Here is a 15,935-nt window from a genome sequence, read left to right as displayed (position 1 = left end):
CGCCTTTCCGGCTTAGTCGATCACGTCAAGTGCCTTGCCTACCTTGATAAAGGCCGCTATGGCCCGGTCCAGATGCTCCCGGGTGTGGGCGGCGGACATCTGGGTGCGGATGCGGGCCTGGCCCTTGGGAACAACCGGGAAACTGAACCCGACCACGTAGATTCCTTCCTCCAGCATCCGGGCCGCCATTTTCTGGGCCAGAACCGCGTCTCCCAGCATGACCGGGATGATGGGGTGCTGCCCGGGAACCAGGCTGAACCCTGCCGCCTGCATCCCCTTCCTGAAATAGCTGCTGTTTTCCCGGAGTCGATCCAACAGGTCCGAACTTTCCTCGAGAAGGTCCAACGTGGCAATGGCCGTGGCGGTGATTACCGGTGCCAGGGAGTTGGAGAACAGGTAGGGCCGGGATCGCTGTCTGAGCCAGTCGACGATTTCTTTCCGTGCGGCGGTGTATCCCCCGGACGCGCCGCCGAGGGCCTTGCCCAGGGTGCCGGTGATAATATCCACCCGGTCGGATACACCGCAGTATTCCGGTGTCCCCCGCCCGTTTTCACCCACAAATCCCACCGCGTGGGAATCATCCACCATCACCAGCGCATCGTACCGATCGGCCAGGTCACAGATGCCTTTCAAGTTGGCAATGATACCGTCCATGGAAAAGACCCCGTCAGTGGCAATGAGGCGGAACCGGCAGTCGGATGCCGCCTTGAGCTGTTGTTCCAGATCGGCCATGTCGTTATTCCGGTAGCGGAAGCGCCTGGCCTTGCACAGACGGATGCCGTCGATGATGCTGGCATGGTTCAGGGCATCGCTGATTACGGCGTCGTTCTCGTCCAGCAACGTCTCGAAGAGACCGCCGTTGGCGTCAAAACAGGAGCTGTATAAGATGGTGTCCTCGGTTCCCAGAAAGGCGCTGATGCGTGCTTCAAGGGTTTTGTGGATGCTCTGGGTGCCGCAGATGAAACGAACGGAGGACATGCCGAGCCCATAGGTGGAAAGGGCAGATTGCGCTTTTTCCACCAGGCGTGGATGGTTGGACAGTCCCAGATAGTTGTTGGCGCAGAAGTTGAGGACGGTTTTACCGCTGTCGACGGTAATGGCGGCCTGCTGGGCCGAGGTGATCGTCCGTTCATCTTTGTACAGGCCGTTTTTCTTTAATATCTTGATTTCACCAGATAGGTGATCTGTCAACGCTGGACGCATGGGATAGACCTCCCTTAGCGGTTATTCGAGTGTTCTGAAAACCGTCGCTACAGGCTGGTTACCTTGTTCCTGCCCTCTTTTTTGGACTGGTACAGGGCTTCATCCGCGCGGTTTACCAGGTCTTCCGAAGGTTCATTTTCCCTGTAGGTGGTCACGCCGAATGACAGGGTGATTTTTCCCAGGCTTTCACCCGTATTCTTTTTTTTCAAGTCCAGTCCTTCAAAGCTGCGGCGCATATTGTCGGCCAGTTTGATGGCGCCTTCAACGGGCGTATCCGGCAGCAGGATCGCAAACTCCTCGCCACCGATCCGGGCGACCAGATCCTTTCCTTTAATGGAATCGTTGATGGTGGCCGCGACCATCCGGAGCACATTGTCTCCTACGAGATGGCCATGGGTGTCGTTTACCTGCTTGAAATGGTCAATATCGGCCATGACCAGGCACAGAGCGTCTCCGTCCGCCTTGGCTTTGCCCATGGCCGCTTTCAACTTCTTGTCGAATCCGCGACGATTGTCAATACGGGTCAGGGGGTCCTTGAGCGCCTCATTGCGGTAACGGGCCATCTTGACCTTCAGCTGATCGATTTCGCGGGTGGCCTGTTGCAGCTGTTCCTTAAAGGATCCGCTGGTGGCTTCCAGGATCTGGATTTCCTGTTTGATCTGGTTGACGATCATTTCCACGTCTGCTTCAGACAGGCTGGCGGCGATGGACTCGTTGATGGTTTCCAGATTGTTTTCGGATTGGGAAAAATGCTGGTTCGTGTTTTTAATCGCAGCGATAATCTCGGCAAAGACTTTTTTCAGTTCTTCTCGGACCAGCGTGGTGACCGTCTCCGCGCGGCCGGCAATGTACTGATCGAAAAACTGACGGCTGGTCGATTCGGAGAAGGATCCATGGTTTTTCAGATGATCGTCGATGGCTGCGTTGAGCGGTCCGTTTTTCCCGGTCGCATAATCATACCATATGCAGTAGTTCATCGGGTTGGTGGGCAGCCCGAGTTTGCCGATCTGTTCCAGGGCCAGCCGGAGGTGTTTGCGTGAATCCTCGATGCTGTCGTCATAGCGCATGGTGCGATGGCCTTTCTTCATAGGCGTCGATCGATTTTACCGGGTGCATGTCAGTTCTGAAATCCGTGGGGTAAGAGGTAGCCGGTCAGGCGGTCGTTTTCCTGCCGGATGATGATCTTCTATTTAGAAGCACAGATTAAAACTGTCAATTAAAAACCGGTTCGGATACCGGCCTGGCGGCGGTGATAAATTGCTTGACCGCCAAAGGCCGCCTGTGCATAATCGATTGACCTGAAAGACTAATTTCCAGCAAACGATTGCGGCATGCCCGATTTGACGGAGCGGCCGGTTCGTGTTGGCGCGTCGCCGTGCCGCATTTTCTTCTTCCGGCGGCACACACAGAGGATACAGGCCCATGAAAAAGAAGATACTGGTGGTTGACGACAACCGGATGATTCTGAAGTTCCTGTCCAATCTGCTGGACGGTGAAGGTCACGAGGTGAAAACCTGTGAAGACGGCCTGTCGGCGCTGAGCCTGCTGACCACCTATGAGCCGGATATTGTTTTCGTGGATCTGATCATACCCAAAATCGGCGGAGACAAGTTGTGCCAGATTATCCGAACCATGGAACACATGAAAAACTGCTATCTCGTGATCATCTCCGCCGCCGTGGCTGAAATGGATCTGGACTTCAGAAAAATCGGTGTGAACGCCTGCATCGCCAAGGGACCTTTCGGTCAGATGGGCAAGCATGTGCTGGCGGCCATCCAGGATTCCGGCAATCCCTCAACGGTGATCTCGGAACATGAAATTCTGGGTATTGCCTCGGTGGATGGCATCCCGGTATACGCCCGGCGAATGACCAAGGAACTGCTGGGGCGCAACCGGCACCTGGAAACGATTCTGGAAAGTATGAACGAGGGCATCGTGGAGGTGTATACCAGTCGTGTGGTTTACGCCAACTCGGCGGCCGTCAGGCTTTTTGGCATCCCCCCGGAAAACCTGCTGTCGGCCAACCCCCGTGAACTGTTTGACGATGCCGATCGAAACCGGATTGACGATCTGATGCACAGGGACTCGGAAACATCGCCGGTGGTCGGATTGACCCACCCTCTGGAACTCAACGGGCGTCAGGTCATCATTCGCAGTTTTCCGGTCAAAGCGGAGACAGACACCACGATATTGCTGATTACCGATGTCACCGAGCAGCGGGACCTGGAGTACCAGCTCCAGCATGTGCGGCGCATGGACGCCATCGGCAACCTGGCGGGCGGGATTGCCCACAACTTCAACAACCTGATGATGGGGGTTCAGGGAAATGTCTCTATTTTAATTCAGGACAAGAAGGTGGGGGATCCGGGGTATGATGAACTGGCGGGCATTGAACGCTGCATCGACAGCGGCGCCAAGCTGACCCGCCAGCTGCTCAGTTTTGCCAAGGGCGGCCGCTATTCACTGGACCTGCAGGATGTCAACGATATCGTCGAAAAGTCTTCCGGTATGTTTGCCCGGACCAGAAAAGAGATCCATGTGGAACGGCATCTGGAAGCGGAACTGGCCACGGCGGAAGTGGATTCCGCCCAGATTGAACTCGCGTTGATGGATCTTTATGTCAATGCGTGGCATGCCATGTCCAGTGGGGGGACATTGACGGTTTCCACGGCCAATGTAAAACTGGATGAATCTTTCGTAAAACCTTACAACCTGACCCCGGGCAGTTACCTGAAAATCGACGTTTCCGATACCGGAGCGGGGATGGACGAAAAAACCGTAGAGCGGATTTTCGAACCCTTCTACACCACGCGCCCCATGGGAGAGGGCACCGGCCTGGGACTGGCGTCCGTATTCGGCATCATTAAAAAACACCAGGGCATTATTACCGTGGACAGCCAGGTGGGACGCGGCAGCACGTTTTCCATTTATCTGCCGGCTGCCCGAATTCTTCAAAAACCCCCAGCGCAGGACAAGCTGCGGGTGATCTCGTCGGGAACACTCCCTGAAAAAGGGTCGGGCACCATCCTGGTGGTGGACGACGAGGAATATATCCTCAATGCCGACAAAGCCATGCTCAATGAACTCGGTTATGAAGTGCTGCTCGCCAACGGAGGAAAGGAAGCGATTCGTGTATTCGAAGAAAACAAGGATCGTATCAACATGCTTATTCTGGATTTGATCATGCCGGACCTGGGTGGTGAAATCGTCTTCGAACGCGTTAAATCCTCACGGCCGGATATGCGTGTTATCCTTTCCTCAGGATACAGCATCGAGGGACAGGCCGCTTTACTGCTCAAGAAAGGATGCGACGGTTTTATTCAAAAACCTTACAACCTCAATCAGCTTGCACAGAAGATCAAGGAGATCCTTGCCTGAAGGACGGATGGTTCCATGGCTGCGGACCTTCGTGCGAGACGGTGGCGGCTCATGAGGCAATTGCGCGCGATCGCGCCAGGCTTGACGGGTGACCATCGACTCCGTTTTCTATCGGGCGTCCATACGGAAGCAGGCCATCTGCGGATGTGACCAACCGCGCCTGCAATGGGAGCTGCAAACAAAGCACAATGGCTGACATCCAGACGATCAAGAATTCCCCAAAATTGAAACGACCCGAATTCCTCGACCCGGAGAAGAAAACCAGTGCCGCGCGGATGGCGGACCGGGTCCTTCTTTTGGGCTTGGGTGTGGCCTTTGCCTACTGGATCTTCGCTTCCCTGATCTTTGCATTGACGGCTACCAGCGGTACCTTCGTCCACAATTATTTCAACCCGGGACTCAACGAGGTGCTGAGCCGGCTGCTGGTGTTTTGTTTTTTCATGATTTTCGGTTCTCACGTGGGGTATACGATGCGCCAGCGTCAGAAGGCGGACGAAGCGCTGGCCGGCAGTGAGGAAAAATACCGCACCATCATCGAAAATATGGAAGACGGATACTTCGAAATCGATTTCAGGGGCCGGTTTACCTTTTTCAATGACTCCTTTCGCAAGATTTCCGGATATGGGGCAGAGCAGCTTCGCCAGCTGGATTACCGGCGGCTCCTGACCCCGGCGGAAACCCAGAAAGTCCTTGCCGCCTTTGGCAAGGTGAACCGGACGGGAACGAACATCAAAGACCTGGGATTTGTCATCGTCCGCAAGGACGGCGCCAGGCGCTGGGTGGAAACGTCCGTATCCCCCATTACCGGCCGCCATGATCGGCTGGTTGGCTACCGGGGCCTTCTGCGGGATGTGACGCGTCGTCGCCAGGCCGATGCACTTCAGCAGGAAAAGATGGCCGCCGAAGCCGCCAGTCGATCCAAGAGCGAATTTCTGGCCAACATGAGTCACGAGATCAGAACCCCGCTCAATGCCATTATCGGGCTGGTCGAGCTGCTTCTCGAATCGCCCCTGTCCAGGGAACAGCGTGAAGATCTCAAAGTGGTTCAATCCGCAGCCTTTGCCCTGTTGTCGGTCATCAACGATATCCTCGATTTTTCCAAGATCGAGGCGGGTAAGCTGGAACTGGAACGATCCCCCTTCAACCTGAGAGATTTTCTGGGTGAGGCGCTCAAAATCCTGGCCGTCAAGGCCCATGAGAAAAACCTGGAGCTGGCCTACCGGGTGGCGCCCGACGTACCGGACCGGTTGGTGGGCGACCATCACCGGTTCCGCCAGGTGCTGCTCAATTTAATCGGCAACGCCCTCAAGTTCACGGATTCCGGGGAAATCGTCGTTTTTGCCCAATGCCGCACCGTGGACGCTGATCATCTGCTGCTGCACGTGGCAGTCAGGGACACCGGGGTGGGCATTGCCACCGGCAAGCAGGCCCTGATTTTCGAGGCCTTCCGGCAGGCCGACGGCAGCACCACACGGAAATTCGGCGGCACCGGCCTCGGTTTGGCGGTTTCCGCTCAACTGGTCAATCTGATGGGTGGACAGATCGGGGTCAAAAGTGTGCTGGGAAAGGGAAGCATCTTCCACTTCACCATCGCCTTCGATGTGGACGCCAAGAGTGCGGACGGTCCCGAATTGCCGGATGATATGGACCTGAGCGGGCGGCGGATTCTCGTCGTGGATGATAATGCCACCAACCTGAAGATCCTGTGCGAGATGCTGGCCAGCTGGAAAATGGTTCCGAAGCCGGCGTCATCGGCAGCCGCGGGCATGGCGCTGCTGAAAAAAATGGGAAACAGCGGGGCCGTTTTCGACCTGGCGCTGATCGATTCGGATCTGTCGGATTCGGGCGCCCTGTCTCTGGCCCGTCAGATCCATGGGCGGGGCGGGGATACCACGCGGGTTGTCATGATGCTGACCACCACCACCGCCAAGGAAACGGCCTTTTACAATGAAACGGGCGTCGGAGCCCTGGTGACCAAGCCCGTTCGTCCGTCGGACCTGCTGGACGCCATTATCAAGGCCTTGTCAGTGGCGCAGGCGCCGGCTGAAAAGCGGGTCGACAACAACGGTTCCGGTCATGATTTCTCCCTGCCGCCGCTCGATATTCTCGTTGCCGAAGATACGCCTTTCAACCAGAAGTATATCCGGCGGCTGCTGGACACCTGGCACTGCCGGGCAACGATCGTCGAAAACGGCCGCCTGGCCATCGATGCCCTGGACGGACAACATTTTGATCTCGTGCTGATGGATGTCCAGATGCCGGAAATGGACGGCCTCACCGCTACGGCGAGGATCCGCGACCTGGAAAAAAAGAGGGATCGCCATATCCCCATTATCGCCATGACGGCCCACGCCATGCGAGGCGACCGGGAGCGGTGCATCGACGCCGGCATGGACGATTATGTGTCCAAACCGATCTCCTCCATCGCACTTCTGGAAGCCATCCGCCGGGTGGTGCCCATGCCGGACCGCAAACCGGAATCGGTGGACGCCGACCCGTCGACGTCAGCAGGGGATGATGACGGCGAACTGAGCGCGATTCTCGAGGCATTCAACAACGACGGCGCATTTTTCAAAGACGTTGCCGACATGTTCATCTCCGATTATCCACCCATGGTGGAGACGGTGAAAAAAGCCATTGCCGACCGGGATGGGGCCTTGTTGAGCCGAACGGCCCATGCCCTCAAGGGAATGGCGCGTAACTTCCAGATCGATGGGGCGGCGGATGCCGCCTTACAGCTGGAACAGCTGGCCGATCAGAAGCAGTTTGGAATGGCCGGGATCCAATTCCGGACCCTGGCCGATGAACTGGCCGGTTTTGAGCGGCGGCTCAAGCAGATGGTGGCCCGCGTCTCTGAGGACTGAGGAAGACAGCAGCGCTCAATCCCGCTTTCCGGCATCTGACCCCGGTCTGCGGCTATCCGTTTTTCGTGTGTCCACGATCAGATGGCGCAGCATTTCCCAGGCCCGTTCTTCCTTCAGGCGTTCCGCTGCCCTGCGGGCTTCCTCGTCAGCGCTGTCGGTGGTGTATACAATGGCCGGCTTGCCGTTCGGCCGGATAATGGTCCTGACGCCCATTTTCTCCCCGTCAGCAGGCGACTGGCCGGCACGCATTTCGCTTTGCAGCATCATTTGTATGGTGGCTTCGGAAATACCGTTCTGTTTGAGCAGCATGATTTCTTCCACGGTCAGGGCGCCCGAGTCGACAGGCAAAGCCCAGCATAAACCAAAGACGATCAGCGTGGCCCGGATTTTCATGGTTTCACCTTTTGATAAGTCTTGACAGAATAAACGCTATTCTTAATGATACCCTGATAAAAATAGCAATCCTGCCGGGGTGCTGCCCAATGCGCCGCCCGGCATTCCCGGCGACCGTGTTTGTTCAATACTACACCCATGGGAGAAGGTCATGTTAAAACTCAAACAGATCGTGGTATCCATCGAAAATTCACCGGGCCGCCTTTTCGAGGTGACCCATGCACTGGGAAACGCGGGCATCAATCTCAGGGCCTTGAACCTGGTTGACACCGGCGCCTTCGGCCAGCTGCGCCTGCTGGTTTCCGATGTGGCCAAGGCACGGCAGTTGCTTATGGAGATGCACATTCCTGCCATGGTGAACGAGGTCGTCGCCGCCGAAATCGAGGACCGGCCCGGCCAGCTGGCCAGTTTGCTCAAACCGATTCTGGATGCCAACGTGCAGTTGGTGTTCATGTATGCCTTTTTGCGGCAGAGCCGGGAACGGGCGGTCATGATCTTCCGGTTTTCGGACAATGACAAAGCCATCGCGATCATGCAGGAAAATGGCGTGCACCTGCTCGATGCCGAGCAGTTCGGCATTCTGGAAAATTCGGATTAACCGCTTCACGCTTCAATACCCGTGATTATGGCCCATGCACCCCCCAATGACGACCGGACGGATATCGCCGATGACGTTTTCAGGGACCGGTTCCGGGTCTTCCTGGAAGAGGTGGCGGACGGGTTTTATGAAACGGATCTGAAGGGTAATTTCCGGTTTTTCAACAATGCCCTGTGCCGGATATTCGGGTATACGGCGACGGAGATCAAAGGACGGAACTTCCGCGAATTCATGGATGCGGAAAACGCCCTGTATGCCTTTACGGTCTTCAACCGGCTTTACGAATCCGGGGAAATCCCGTCGGAAATCATCTGGCGGATTGTCAGGAAAGACGGTCAGGAGAGAATCCTGGAAATATCGGTCAACCTCATTGTTGACCGGTCCGGCAGGAAAACCGGCTTCCAGGGGGTGGCCCGCGATGTCACCCGGAAAATTGCCGACCAGCAGGAGCTGGAGGCCTCCCAGCGACGTTCTCACGAGCTCTACCAGGCCAGCTCCCGGGCCGAGAGGCGCTACCGCGCCTTCCTGGAATTTCTGCCTGACCCGGTTTTTGTCTTCAACATGGACAGTACGGTATCTTACCTCAATCCCGCCTTCGAACGGGTCTTCGGATGGACCTTGAAGGAGCTCGAAGGCAAACGCATTCCCTTCATTCCGGAAGACGAAAAGGACCGCACCCGGGCCGGCATCAAAAGGCTGTTTGCCGAAAAAGTGCTCCACGGCTTCGAGACCCGGCGCTCGACCCGGGACGGCCGAATTCTTGACATCGTTGTGGACGGGGCGATTTTCTACGACGCACAGGATAACCCGGCAGGCCAGGTGATCACCCTGCGGGACGTCACCGCCCGAAAGCGGGCCGAACAGATAAACCAGGCCCTGTTTCGGATTTCCCGGGCCCTGTACCGGTTTCCCGGGCTGGACCGCATGCTCGAGTATATCACCCGCCAGATCCAGGCGCTGATCCGGGTGGCCGGGGCCATGGTCATACTCATCGACGAGGAGACCCGGGAATTCACCATTCCGGTGGCGGCCTACGAAGACGTCGAGACCGGCATCAAGATGAAGGAGATCCGGTTTCCCATGGACAAGGGCGTGGCCGGCCACGTATACCGGACCGGCAAGCCCCTGATCGTTCACGATACGGCCAAAAGCCCGTATTTTTATGACCAGGTGGACAAGCAGGCCCAGTACCACCACAAAAATATGCTGGATGTACCCCTTCGCATCCAGGATCGCATGATCGGTGTATTGTGCGCGGTCAACAAGAAAGAGGGGGCATTCGACAACGCTGACGTGGACCTGCTCAGCGCCGTGGCCAATCTCGTGGCCCTGCCCATTGAAAATGCCCGCATCAACGAGGCGCTTCAGCGGGCCTACGAAAATGTGCGCGGGCTCAACCGGGCCAAAGAGCAGGTGATTCATCATCTTTCCCACGAACTGAAAACACCGCTGTCGGTTCTTTCCGCTTCCCTGCGTCTGCTGGAAAAAAGGCTTCCCAAGGGGGAGGACGGGGCCGCAGACCGGGTGGTGGTGCGGGCGCAACGCAATCTCCAGCGGTTGCTGGATATGCAGTACGAGATCGGGGACATGCTCCGGGAACAGGACTACCGGGCCCACGGCATGCTCTCTTTCCTTCTGGACGCCAGTCTCGACATGCTGGTCACCCTGGCCGAAACCGAACCGGGACAGACACGGGCGCCCGACGTGATTCAAGAGGCCATTGACCGTGAGTTCGGGCACACCGAAATTCCATGTGTGGATCTCGCCCTGGACCGGCTGGTGGAAAGCCATCTGGCGGTGCTGAAACCCCGCTTTGCCCACCGTGATATTCGGTTGGACCTCCGTCTGGAGCCGGTGGCAGCGGTGCTGATTCCCGCGGAGGTCATGGAAAAGATTGTTGAAGGGCTGGTTAAAAATGCCATCGAGAACACGCCGGACGGGGGACGGGTGACGGTGGTGGTGCGGGCCGGGAGCAAAGGCCCGGTTTTCGAGGTGCGGGACACCGGCGTAGGCCTGACGGCGGAAAAACAGCGGTTGATTTTCAACCACTATTTCGCCCCCGGGGACACCCTGAGCTATGCCTCCAAGGCACCCTATGATTTCAATGCCGGCGGCAAGGGGATTGATTTGCTGCGCATTACCATTTTTTCCGAGCGATACCGGTTCGATACCAAAATGATATCCCGCAGGTGCCGGTATATCCCTGCTGACAGCGACCTCTGCCCGGGTGCCGTCGATCGATGCGGCCACTGCACCCATCCGGCGGACTGCGGCGAGTCGGGAGGTACCACCATGCAGATTCGATTCGTGCCCTCGAACGAGTTGAACCTGGCATGCCGCGTGGATGAAATCTAAAAACAGGCACAACAGATGAGCGAAGATCCGATGACCCGCCACAACGTTGCCGACGCATCCGCCGACGGCGTTTTTTTCCGCGAGGTCGATGTGGAGTTTCTGATCCACGAACTCAAGGATCCCATGTCGGTCATTGAAACCGCCGTACGCATGCTGATTGAAAAGCCCGGTAAATATGGCACCCTGACGGGCCGCCAGGAAAAAACGCTCAAACGCGCGCTGAGGAATGCCAAAAAGGCCCGAAGCCTGCTCGCCGACCTGCTGGAGGTGGGGCGTTCCGAGGCGGGATGTTTTCAGTGCTGCCGGTTCAATCCGGTGCCCGCGATCGAAGAGGTGCTCCTGGAGGTGCTCGAGAACGTCGACGCCGGTCTCTGGGAATCGCTTCAGGAGGTCGAGGCGGGGCCGGACCGGGCTGCTCTATTGAGCGATCGGGGTATCGGTTTGACCTTCTCTGAGGACCTTTTTTGTGCAGAGTTTTGCCAGGATGAGACCAAATTCAGGCAAATTGTGGGCAACCTGATCAAAAATGCCCTCCAGCACCGCCGCAGTCGGCTGGACATCGGTGTCTATTGCCGCGGCGGTCAGCTGGTGGTCGACGTGGTCGACGATGGCCCGGGGGTGGAAAAAGAGAACCGGGAGTTGATATTCAGGCGATACACCCGACTCGCCCCGTGCACCATCCTGTCCAGGACCGGACACGGTCTGGGACTGGCCGGGGCACGGATTCTGGCCCGCCACCTGGGCGGGGACATCTCCGTGGAAGACCATCGCCGTCCGGGGGCCTGCTTCTGCCTACGGCTTCCGCTGACCTTCGCGCAGTCGGGTTAATTCGTTTCATGCTTGTTCTCCTTTATAATTGCCCATTAACCGGATCAACCGAATGAAAAGAAAGGGAGCCCATGACAGCCAATCAATCCTATCTGGACGGTAAACGCATTCTGGCGGTGGATGACGAAGCGGACATTTTAGAGACCATTCAGGATATTCTCGACATGGCCGCCGTCGAGGTCGCCCGGGACTACGGGACCGCATCGGAGAAGATCCGGACCGGCAGTTACGATCTGGCCATTCTGGACATCATGGGCGTCAACGGGCTGGTATTGCTCGAGGAAGCGGTGGCCCGGGGAATCCCCACGGTGATGCTCACGGCCCACGCCATCAATCCGGACACGCTGATGTCATCGATCCGCAAGGGGGCGATCTCCTATCTGCCCAAGGAAACGTTGGCCGACCTGGACGACCTCCTGGAGGAACTGCTGGCCGCCCACGCCGCCGGCAAGCCCCCCTGGAAGCTCCTTTTCGATAAGCTGGGTTCCTATTTCGACGAGCGCTTCGGACCGGACTGGAAGGCCAAAGACAAGACGTTCTGGTCCGATTTTTCCCGCAACTGGGAGGTGGGACGGGGCATCCAGGAACGGTTGAAACACGACCCGCACCTGCAGGACAAGGGCGTGTGACGCTTTCTCATCGCCTCCAGCTATGAATGCGCACCGGCTTGCCGAAGCATGGCCCCCGCGATCTCTTTCAGGAATTTGGCGGCCACCGCCGCCGTCATGCCGTTGATATCCCGATCCGGATTGAGTTCCACAATATCGGCCCCCACAATGGGGTTTTTCAGGGACTGAATCAGCCGCAGGACCTTGCGGGTGGACATGCCCCCGGGTTCATGGTGGGATACCCCCGGTGCATACGCCGGGTCCAGGACGTCCAGGTCCAGCGAAATGTAGACCGGCCCTTCCAGGTCGATGGGATTTTTGGACCGGTAGTCCTTCATCTCGATACAGGTGACGCCGAATTTTTCCACCTGCCGGCGCTGTTCGTCGTTCATGCCGCGAACACCCACCTGGACCAGTCGTTTCACCCGTCCGGTTTCCATGATGCGGGCAAAGGGGCAGGCATGGGAAAAGCGGCTGCCGCCGTAGCTGTCGTAAAGGTCCGGATGGGCGTCCAGGTGCAGGATGGTCAGCGGGTTGTGGACTTCGCTGAGCGCCGCCACCACCGGAAAGGTGACGGCATGGTCACCGCCCAGAGCCAGGGGCCGGGCCCTTTGCGCAGCCACCCGCCCGATTGCGGTTTCAATGGCTGCAAAGGCTGCTCCGCCGGCGGGCAGGATCAGGTCTCCCAGGTCGTGAAACATGGGGTGGGCCTCCAGGTTGACGCCGTTTTCGGCAAACAGGTTCGACGCGCCGTTATGAAGCGTCTTCCGGATGGCCGTCGGTGCTTTGGCCGGCCCCCGCATGAAGCTGGAGTACTCGTCAAAAGGAATACCGACCACCGCAACCGCGCCCGGGTCCAAGGCCGCGGTCGATTCTGCTGTAATTGTTTCAGTCATCGATCTTCTCCTGCTTAATTGCGGGACGGCACGTCCATCACGGTGGCCTCGTGGCCGGTGGCATCCAGGAACTTGCGCACCTGATCCAGGGCGATAACCAGGGTGGCCGTGTTGACCAGCGGATGGCACTGAAGGGCGTCGGCCTCCCAGATGGCTTGGTCCACGATCACCCGGACCTGCCGGGCGTCATCGTTCATCACGCCGAGGATGGTCACGGCCCCGGGTTCGAGCTTTAAATGTTTTTCCAACCGGCCGGCCGATGCAAACCGGAGTTTTTTGACCGACAGGGCCTCGCCGAATGACTTCAGGTCCACCGATTTCTCATCGGGCAGGGTCACGAGAAAATGCTGTTTGCCCTTGTTGTCGCAAATGAACAGGTTTTTGGTCTTCATGCCGGGAAGCTCCGGTACCAGGCGGTTGACATCCTCGCAGGTGAATACCGGGGGGTGGTCGTGGCGTTCGTATTCGATGCCGTGGGTGTCGAGGTAATCGTAGATTTCCATGGTTTTTTTCCTTCGTTCAATTCAGTTTTTGTCAAGGTTTTCAATTGTCGTTTTCGCCCAGTTCAGCAGGGTCACGCGGCCGCCAAGGGCTGCTTTTACCCGTTTGATCGTTTTTTTTCCGGGATTGACCAGGAACCGATGGCGGCAATGGGCCAGCAAGGGGACGTCCGATGCACTGTCCGAATAGCCATAGCCCCAATGGCCATGGAGCAGACCCCGCGCTTTTGCCAGCTTGATTTTACCGGTTCCCATACAGTAGCGTCGGTAGACCAGGCCGCCAAGAAAGGGGCTGACCTGTGAACCGATGACCACGATATCCTGCTTCAGCATGGTCCGGGCGACCTGCCTGACCAGTTCCTGCGGAGAACCGGAAATGATCAGGCATTGATGGCCCAGACGCTGGTGTGCTGCCAGGGCGCTGAGTCCCTCATCGTAGAACCGGCCGTTCAGGGGCGGAGAAAATACGCCCGCTGCAAAGGCGCTGAACACATCCCGCGCTGTCCGGCCGCGAAGGGGGAAGGTCGCGATCCACATCATGGTGCTCATGGCGATGATTCGACTCGGTCGAAGCAGCAATAACGGCAGCAGCACCGGCATGAGTATGCCGGCCGCCAGTCGTCTGACCCTGCAGCGTTTGATGGCGGTGTCCAGGAAATGATAAGCCACATCGATATTGATCAGGGTTTTGTCAAAATCGAATGCGGCCACGGGCCGGCCATGGGAGGCTGCGTCGTTCACCGGACCAGGGACTCCAGAAATCGCTCGATCGCCCGGTTGAATGCCGCGGGCTGTTCAATGGGCGCCATGTGTCCTGCACCGTCGAGGGTGACATGCCTGGCGCCGTGGATCCGGTCGGCCATCGCCTCGGCGTATTTGACGGGTGTCAATATGTCATCTGCGGCACTGAGGACGAGTACCGGCACGCTGACGGATGACAGCCGATCGCTCAGGTCGAAGGCGTCACAGGCCCGAAAGTCGTTGGCGGTCACTACGGGGCCTGCCGTCGAACAGGCCAGCACGTTCCGGCAGATATCCTCGTCGTCCTGGTTGCCCCGTGCCACTGCAAACGAAACGAGTCCATCCAGGTGCTGATCGTAGTCGTTTTCGATGGTATCAACCATCGCCGGCAGCACTTTGAGCCGCGCGCCGGTATTGGCCAGCACGCCCGCCTTGAGGCGGGCGCCGTGATGAACCAGCAGGTCAAGGGCGATGGCCCCGCCCAGGCTCAACCCGCAGGGGATGGGGGCGGGGAGGGAGAGGGTATCGATGAATTCCATGACCGACCGGGCATAGTCCGGCACCGTCCTGAATCCATCGCCGCTGCTGTTGCCGTGTCCGGGAAGATCCACGGCAATGGTGTTGGCCCGTTCGGAAAGCCCTTCGATCTGGGCCTGCCAGAAACGACCTTCCTGCCCTGCGCCGTGGATGAACACCAGGGTCGGCCGGTCCGGTAAAAGCGGCCATCTTCCTGCCAGAAAAGCAATTCCGTTTTCTTTACGCGCAATCATGTTCTCCGCTTTCCGGGCCCGTCTGCATGCGGGCGATATTTTGCCAGACGCTCCTCATACCCCCAAATCGGCGGATGGTTCAATCCTTTTTTACGATATCCCGGGCCGTCGGGGGATTGATAACGGACTGAAAATGCCTTATTCTCTAAAATTCCCGCCAGCAAAAGGGTCGTATTTGCCTATCATCGATTTTTATACACCTTTTAATCGCAAGAGGGAGACCCCCCATGCCCCGTCAATGGATATTTGTCATCGTATTGGCCCTGTGTGGTCCGGTCACCGGATATTGCGGTGAAGCGGATGTCCTGAAGGTTGACGTCGAGAAAACCGGAAAGGGCAGCTTCCATTTTGATGTAACCGTTCAGCACGATGATACCGGCTGGGATCACTACGCCGATAAATGGGATCTGCTGGCACCGGACGGCACCGTGCTGGGGTCACGGACCCTTTACCATCCCCACGTGGGCGAACAGCCCTTCACCCGCAGCCTTTCAGGGGTCGGGATCCCGGAGGATATTTCTCGCGTGACGGTCCGTGCCCATGACTCCGTGCACGCCTATGGCGGAAGAACGCTTACCGTTGAGCTGCCGCGCTGAGACGGCGTCGCTCCTGACGAACAGACTGCCCCACCCAACCGTGACCCCGCTTCGCCGCCGGCCCGGTATTTTTGCACATACCGGTCTCCCATCATGTAGAAAACCACTGCCAAGCCGTCTCTTGTGCCGCGTCTCCACCGAGGGAAGGGATTGAATTGGCGCGCAGGCGCTGTGGTGCGCATGTGGCGGCGTTCGGCGGGGGTGA

At 57.9% G+C, this 15,935-nt stretch carries 14 protein-coding genes; 7 read left to right on the top strand and 7 right to left on the bottom strand.

What is annotated here, in order from left to right; all coding sequences use genetic code 11:
• Positions 1 to 12: 12 nt before the first annotated feature.
• Complete coding sequence (locus DSCA_RS10345) at positions 13 to 1,203, bottom strand: glycine C-acetyltransferase (protein WP_155316365.1); 1,191 nt, start codon at positions 1,201 to 1,203, stop codon at positions 13 to 15.
• Positions 1,204 to 1,250: 47 nt separating this feature from the next.
• Positions 1,251 to 2,291: a GGDEF domain-containing protein gene (locus DSCA_RS10340; RefSeq protein WP_155316364.1), complete on the bottom strand. Its 1,041-nt coding sequence runs from the start codon at positions 2,289 to 2,291 to the stop codon at positions 1,251 to 1,253.
• Positions 2,292 to 2,625: 334 nt separating this feature from the next.
• Here DSCA_RS10340 and DSCA_RS10335 point away from each other — a divergent pair, with 334 nt between their 5' ends.
• Both DSCA_RS10335 and DSCA_RS10330 read left to right on the top strand, forming a co-directional pair.
• Positions 2,626 to 4,581 (top strand): ATP-binding response regulator, encoded by a 1,956-nt coding sequence (locus tag DSCA_RS10335; protein WP_155316363.1) that lies wholly within the window; start codon positions 2,626 to 2,628, stop codon positions 4,579 to 4,581.
• Between the two features lie 224 nt (positions 4,582 to 4,805).
• The gene (locus tag DSCA_RS10330) at positions 4,806 to 7,445 is read left to right on the top strand and encodes a response regulator (protein WP_167527703.1); all 2,640 of its coding nucleotides are present in this window, start codon (positions 4,806 to 4,808) and stop codon (positions 7,443 to 7,445) included.
• A 15-nt stretch (positions 7,446 to 7,460) separates the two neighbouring features.
• Here the strand turns inward: DSCA_RS10330 and DSCA_RS10325 are convergent, their stop codons facing one another.
• Complete coding sequence (locus DSCA_RS10325; protein WP_155316361.1) at positions 7,461 to 7,838, bottom strand: hypothetical protein; 378 nt, start codon at positions 7,836 to 7,838, stop codon at positions 7,461 to 7,463.
• 151 nt (positions 7,839 to 7,989) lie between these two features.
• On the opposite strand from DSCA_RS10325, the gene DSCA_RS10320 reads away from it, so the two are divergent.
• The 4 genes from DSCA_RS10320 (at position 7,990) to DSCA_RS10305 (ending at position 12,248) form a co-directional block, all read left to right on the top strand.
• On the top strand, positions 7,990 to 8,436 hold the full coding sequence (locus DSCA_RS10320; RefSeq protein ID WP_155316360.1) for an amino acid-binding protein: 447 nt from the start codon (positions 7,990 to 7,992) through the stop codon (positions 8,434 to 8,436).
• Between the two features lie 27 nt (positions 8,437 to 8,463).
• On the top strand, positions 8,464 to 10,791 hold the full coding sequence (locus tag DSCA_RS10315; RefSeq protein ID WP_155316359.1) for a sensor histidine kinase: 2,328 nt from the start codon (positions 8,464 to 8,466) through the stop codon (positions 10,789 to 10,791).
• 15 nt (positions 10,792 to 10,806) lie between these two features.
• The gene (locus DSCA_RS10310; protein ID WP_155316358.1) at positions 10,807 to 11,619 is read left to right on the top strand and encodes a sensor histidine kinase; all 813 of its coding nucleotides are present in this window, start codon (positions 10,807 to 10,809) and stop codon (positions 11,617 to 11,619) included.
• Positions 11,620 to 11,690: 71 nt separating this feature from the next.
• Positions 11,691 to 12,248, top strand: coding sequence for a response regulator (locus tag DSCA_RS10305; protein WP_155316357.1), 558 nt, complete (start codon positions 11,691 to 11,693; stop codon positions 12,246 to 12,248).
• A 20-nt stretch (positions 12,249 to 12,268) separates the two neighbouring features.
• Here the strand turns inward: DSCA_RS10305 and speB are convergent, their stop codons facing one another.
• Genes speB through DSCA_RS10285 form a run of 4 tightly spaced genes read right to left on the bottom strand, consistent with a single transcriptional unit; the run spans position 12,269 to position 15,134 of the window.
• Entirely contained in the window at positions 12,269 to 13,123 is an 855-nt protein-coding gene (gene speB, locus DSCA_RS10300) for an agmatinase (RefSeq protein ID WP_155316356.1), read from the bottom strand.
• 14 nt (positions 13,124 to 13,137) lie between these two features.
• Positions 13,138 to 13,626 (bottom strand): prolyl-tRNA synthetase associated domain-containing protein, encoded by a 489-nt coding sequence (locus DSCA_RS10295; protein ID WP_155316355.1) that lies wholly within the window; start codon positions 13,624 to 13,626, stop codon positions 13,138 to 13,140.
• 21 nt (positions 13,627 to 13,647) lie between these two features.
• Positions 13,648 to 14,364 (bottom strand): haloacid dehalogenase-like hydrolase, encoded by a 717-nt coding sequence (locus DSCA_RS10290; RefSeq protein ID WP_167527702.1) that lies wholly within the window; start codon positions 14,362 to 14,364, stop codon positions 13,648 to 13,650.
• Positions 14,361 to 15,134 (bottom strand): alpha/beta fold hydrolase, encoded by a 774-nt coding sequence (locus DSCA_RS10285; protein WP_155316353.1) that lies wholly within the window; start codon positions 15,132 to 15,134, stop codon positions 14,361 to 14,363. The genes DSCA_RS10290 and DSCA_RS10285 overlap by 4 nt, the downstream gene beginning before the upstream one ends.
• Before the next feature lie 227 nt (positions 15,135 to 15,361).
• Here DSCA_RS10285 and DSCA_RS10280 point away from each other — a divergent pair, with 227 nt between their 5' ends.
• Complete coding sequence (locus DSCA_RS10280) at positions 15,362 to 15,730, top strand: hypothetical protein (protein ID WP_155316352.1); 369 nt, start codon at positions 15,362 to 15,364, stop codon at positions 15,728 to 15,730.
• Positions 15,731 to 15,935 lie beyond the last annotated feature (205 nt).

Origin of the sequence: Desulfosarcina alkanivorans (assembly GCF_009688945.1) — a bacterium.
Taxonomy (GTDB): Bacteria; Desulfobacterota; Desulfobacteria; order Desulfobacterales; family Desulfosarcinaceae; genus Desulfosarcina; species Desulfosarcina alkanivorans.
Note: the sequence above shows the minus strand (reverse complement) of the source record. Positions and strands in the feature narration are given on the sequence as shown.

Excerpts from the sequence above, each read along its gene's own strand:
- DSCA_RS10345 (WP_155316365.1), bottom strand. The coding sequence starts at position 1,203 with ATGCGTCCAGCGTTGACAGATCACCTATCTGGTGAAATCAAGATATTA.
- DSCA_RS10340 (WP_155316364.1), bottom strand. The coding sequence starts at position 2,291 with ATGAAGAAAGGCCATCGCACCATGCGCTATGACGACAGCATCGAGGAT.
- DSCA_RS10335 (WP_155316363.1), top strand. The coding sequence starts at position 2,626 with ATGAAAAAGAAGATACTGGTGGTTGACGACAACCGGATGATTCTGAAG.
- DSCA_RS10325 (WP_155316361.1), bottom strand. The coding sequence starts at position 7,838 with ATGAAAATCCGGGCCACGCTGATCGTCTTTGGTTTATGCTGGGCTTTG.
- DSCA_RS10320 (WP_155316360.1), top strand. The coding sequence starts at position 7,990 with ATGTTAAAACTCAAACAGATCGTGGTATCCATCGAAAATTCACCGGGC.
- DSCA_RS10315 (WP_155316359.1), top strand. The coding sequence starts at position 8,464 with ATGGCCCATGCACCCCCCAATGACGACCGGACGGATATCGCCGATGAC.
- DSCA_RS10310 (WP_155316358.1), top strand. The coding sequence starts at position 10,807 with ATGAGCGAAGATCCGATGACCCGCCACAACGTTGCCGACGCATCCGCC.
- DSCA_RS10305 (WP_155316357.1), top strand. The coding sequence starts at position 11,691 with ATGACAGCCAATCAATCCTATCTGGACGGTAAACGCATTCTGGCGGTG.
- speB (WP_155316356.1), bottom strand. The coding sequence starts at position 13,123 with ATGACTGAAACAATTACAGCAGAATCGACCGCGGCCTTGGACCCGGGC.
- DSCA_RS10295 (WP_155316355.1), bottom strand. The coding sequence starts at position 13,626 with ATGGAAATCTACGATTACCTCGACACCCACGGCATCGAATACGAACGC.
- DSCA_RS10285 (WP_155316353.1), bottom strand. The coding sequence starts at position 15,134 with ATGATTGCGCGTAAAGAAAACGGAATTGCTTTTCTGGCAGGAAGATGG.
- DSCA_RS10280 (WP_155316352.1), top strand. The coding sequence starts at position 15,362 with ATGCCCCGTCAATGGATATTTGTCATCGTATTGGCCCTGTGTGGTCCG.